Annotated in this window: 3 protein-coding genes; all 3 read left to right on the top strand. The window is 65.3% G+C overall.

Annotation, left to right across the window (positions count from 1 at the left end):
- Positions 1 to 276 precede the first annotated feature (276 nt).
- Complete coding sequence (locus MJ785_RS07175) at positions 277 to 1,797, top strand: hypothetical protein (RefSeq protein ID WP_370652888.1); 1,521 nt, start codon at positions 277 to 279, stop codon at positions 1,795 to 1,797.
- Positions 1,798 to 1,934: 137 nt separating this feature from the next.
- The gene (locus tag MJ785_RS07170) at positions 1,935 to 2,750 is read left to right on the top strand and encodes a hypothetical protein (protein ID WP_239380229.1); all 816 of its coding nucleotides are present in this window, start codon (positions 1,935 to 1,937) and stop codon (positions 2,748 to 2,750) included.
- A gap of 4 nt (positions 2,751 to 2,754) precedes the next feature.
- Positions 2,755 to 4,534 (top strand): CHAT domain-containing protein (locus MJ785_RS07165; RefSeq protein WP_239380228.1); only part of this gene is annotated, 1,780 nt, incomplete at its 3' end.

The raw sequence follows: 4,534 nt of genomic DNA, 5'->3' as shown, positions 1-4,534 counted from the left end.
GCGGTACACGGAACTGCGGTACACGGAACCGCGGTACGCCGAATCGTGACAGAGCGGTCGCTGACGGGTGAACCCGGACCACCGGTGACGCGCTCCTTCCCAACGGTTTTTCTCCCGTTCCGGCGGGCGGGGACATCCCGGGCGGGGACCTCCGCCGTCGGGCCCCGCTTCGTCGGGTTGGTGGGCGAGGGGCCTCGGCATCGGGCGGTCCGGGGCGTTCTCGCCGCCGCATCGGCCATCGTCGAGGTGCTCCGGCGCCGACCATGGCTGATCACTATGGTGCTGTGCGGGCTGTCGTTGGCGCTTGGGCTCACCGGCCCGGACACCCCCGCTCAGGAATACCGAGTGTGGCTGTTCAAGCACGGTGGTGCCACCCTGTGGGACGATCAGTGGTACGGCGGGCATACCGTACCTGGCTACAGCGTGCTCTTCCCTCCGCTGGGTGCGCTGTTCGGGGTGCAGGTGCTCGGCTGCCTGGCCGGTGTGGCGTCCACGATGATCGCGACGCGGCTGCTGCGCGGGCCCGGCCGGGCGCACGGTCACGACCTGGCCCTGGTCTGGTTCGCGGTCGCCACAGTGGCGAACCTCGTCGTCGGGCGGATGCCGTTCGCCCTCGGGATGGCCTTCGGCGCGCTCGCGCTGCTCGGCGTGCGTGAGCGCCGGATGACGGCCGCGTGGGTGGGCGCGATCGGTTCGTCGCTCGCCTCACCGCTCGCCGGTGGGTTCGTGCTGCTGGCTGGGCTTGCCCTGGTCGGCACACTCGACCGGCGTCGAGTGCTGCCGCTGGCCGGGGCAGCGAGCGGCATCCTCGTCGCTCTGCTGTTTCCCGAACACGGTGTGCAGCCGTTTCCGGCGCTGACCTTCCTGTCGCTGCTCGCGCTGATCGCGGCCGGGCTGGTCGTCGTCCCGAAGAAGGAGGTGGCGATCCGGCGCGGCCTGGGGCTGTGGGCTGTTTCCGCGGCTGTCTTCTTTTTCGTCCCGACACAGATCGGCGGGAACATCGCCCGGCCCGCGACCCTGCTCGCGGGCCCGGTCGCGGCGATGCTGCTGGCCCGCCGGCCACGGGTACTGCTTGTTGTCGCGATACCGCTGATCGGCTGGCAGATCGGCCCGGTGCACGGTGCGCTGGCCACCTACGGGGACGCTTCCGGCCAGGGCAGCTACTACTCCGGCCTGCTCGACTATCTTGATCATGGCCCGGTGGCGGCGGGCCGGGTGGAGGTCCCGTTCACCCGCGCGCATTGGGAGGCCTCCTTCGTCGCGCCGCACGTCCCGCTGGCCCGCGGCTGGGAACGGCAGCTCGACATGAAGTACAACTCGCTGTTCTACGACGGCACCCTCGCCCCCGACACCTACCACCAGTGGCTGCTCGAGCGCGGCGTCCGGTTCGTGGCCCTGCCGGATGTGGAACTGGATTCCTCCGCCGTCGAGGAGGCGAAGCTGCTCGCGGCCGGGCAGCCCTACCTGGAGCTCGCGTGGTCGGACGCGCACTGGAAGGTCTGGCTGGTCGCCGATGCGCCCGGCCTCGTGCGGGGGCCGGCGAGCCTGACCGAGCTCGGGGTCAGCTCACTCGCGGTGGACTTCTCCGCACCCGGGATGGCGACCGTCCTCGTCCACTTCACGCCGTACTGGCAACTGGATGACGGCCACGAGGCCTGCGTGTTCCAGGCCGCGGACGGCTGGACGGGCATCCTCACCGACTCGCCGGGGCCGGTGCGGCTGTCCGCCCGCCTGACCGTCAGCGGTCTGACCAGGGCCAGTGCACTGGACTGCCCCGCCGACCCCCGCGTCCACTGACGGCGCTCCCGAACCGTTCGGATGTCCGGTCCTGGACACGGTACCGACGGACAACTGATTGTCCGAATTCGTTATGATGCTGACCGATCGCGCAGAGCACTCGTTCGGCGTGGTTTGTCGGCATCCGGGGGGAGAAAATGCCAGACGTCGTGGGAAACTACCGACGCATCGTCGCGCAACGCTGGCCAGGTTGGTGGGTGAACTGGCCGCTGAGCAAGCTCATCGAGGTCGGCGACATCTTTGTGGCAACACCGGACAAGTTGGTGCGGGCCGGTGCCCTGACCACAGGCTTTGCGACTCGCGTCGGGGCGTCGATCCCCAGTTTCGAGCATGACTCGAACGGAGACGTCGAAATCGCCTTCGGCCCGGCCGCGGGTGCCGTGGATGCCCGCGTGCAGGCGGAGATTCGGTTCAAACGGGGCGATGCCATGCTGGTGGCCTATGACGGCTTGACCCAGCTCGACGTCGCGGACGCGGCCGAGATCGCCCAGACACTGCTGCGGCAATGGTCGGCCGGCGGCTGGAGTCTTGACAGGGTCGTGGTCACGTCCGTGGTGACGGCCGCCGCTGGAGTTCTCGTTTCCGGCGCGAGCGAATCCGGCGGCTCGGTGCGGCTCAACGCCCGCGTCGGTGCCGGCGCGGGGCCGTTCACAGTCGTCGATCTTGCAATGAAGTTCGAGCTCGATCGCTCGACCGCCCGCAACGACTCCTGGACGGTCGAGGCCTGCACGCCGATGTACCAGGTAGTGCGCTTGAAAAAGCCATTTCTCAGCAGGGTCGAGGCCGACTTCGGGATGCGACAGAGTGGCCGCGGCGCCTTTCCGGCCGATCTTCCGCCGGCGCTGGCCGCCTATGCGCGTGAGCGTCCCGCGGAGGTCCTCGAGACCGTCTCCGGCGATGTGCAGCCACCTGACGCCGCGGACGACGACCCGGGAAACCCGTCGGTGGCCTGACCCGATGACGACAGCTATTTTTACAGTTCAGGCTCATCGCGCCCCTGATGGCGTCCCCGAGAAACACGTTGTTTCGCTTCATCTCCATCCCGGCGGGGCTGAGGATTTCGACCCGCATACACTCGGTGAGCCACTTGCCCGTGAGGATCTGCCCGCGGCGGCTGTAGCGGAGCTCATCGGTAGAATGATCAATGATCATGGCAAGATCTTCGAGGGTCGCGCGGCGAGGGCCGAAGTCATCGATGCCGGCCGTCAGCTTTTTGATCTGCTTATCCGTGGCAGTGTCAAGGAAGCCTGGACTGGCCTGCTGGGACAGGAAGATCGACCTGTCCGGGTGCTGCTCTCTTTCGGCCAGCAAGCCGTCGGTGACGAACGACACAGCATCTCTCGTCTCCCGTGGGAGCTGATGCGTGACGCCGGGGCCGCCATGGTATTCACCGACGAGATGCCCTGGTCGCGCCTTAACGCCGGTGCTCCGCTCCGGCCGGAACGTGGTCCGTTGCGGGTGCTGATCGTCGTAGGCTCCCCGGGTGCGCTCGATCTCTTGGCGGACGAGGAGCTCGCGGGTATCGCCAAGGCTCTTGCCGGGCGCCTCGGTCGTGTGCACACTGAAGTGATCGACAGTCCGGATATATCGTGGCTGCGGGAGGCGATCGACACGCTTCGCCCGCATATCCTACACTTCATTGGGGAGGGTACCGACGACCACGGGCTGGTAATTCGATCAAGGTCGGAGGATCGTGGGCGTCCTCTGCTGCCCGATGACATCCACCCGCTCCTCACGAGATGGAAACCATGGCTTGTCATCCTCAACGCCTGCCGTTCGGCTAGCCCGGTCGGTCGCGGGGTCGCCGGCATCGGTGACGAGTTCATCCGAGCCGGCGCGTGTTCCGTCGTTTCGATGCAGTCGACAATTAGTCCAGAGAATGCCTGCATCCTCTCCGCGGAGTTGTATGCGCTGCTCGGTCGGGGGCACTCCGTCGATCATGCACTGGCCAGCGCTCGCCGCGAGCTGACGTACCGTGAAATCAGCTGGGCGGTACCGAGATTCGTCACGGCCGTACATCCGCAAAATATCATACGATGGGAATTCCCGATAGACGACGAGTCCGTCGACAAGCTCTGCAACACCTACAAGCTGAGGGATCTCAAGAACTTTGTCGGCCGCCATCGTGAACGTCGTGAAGCATGGTGGGCGCTGGACCGCACGCTGGACCATAAGTCCAATGATCCGCCAGTCGGTCTGCTTTTGATCAAAGGTGAACAGGAAAAACCCAATGCAAGAGCGGGAAAAACGTGGTTCACTCTCTGGTCTTTGCTGACATACCACCTCCGTGGACATCGCGTGACATATGTCAATCTACGCGACAACTATGAGGGGCCGGGTGGAAAATGGGTGTCCGCGCCGAGGGACGGGCTTTCTCTGGTACGAGCCATCCGTGAGGCGATCATTGATAAAAGCCACCCGAACCCGATTCCCCCGGACGCATTCAGTAAATTCAACGCATGTCTCAACGCATTGGTGACCGGTTCGGATCACATCAGTACTGACCATGGTTACGTCGAGGACGAGGGCAGGAACTGGGATCCTGAAGCAGGACCGGTGGACAACTTGCGGAAAAAGATTCTGAGTGAGTTTTTCAAGGCGCTGTCGGAAACCTCGTCGCGCGCCATGCCGCATGTCATCGCACTTGATCATACTGAAAAAATTATGGAAAGCAGCGATTACAGTGACGTCTACCGCTACCTTCTTCTCCCAGCGGCCCGACGTTGCGCCAAAGACC

This window comes from Protofrankia sp. CiT1 (assembly GCF_917627335.1).
GTDB lineage: Bacteria > Actinomycetota > Actinomycetes > Frankiales > Frankiaceae > Protofrankia.
The sequence above is the reverse complement of the archived record's forward strand: the minus strand, read 5'-3'. Positions and strand labels throughout refer to the sequence as shown.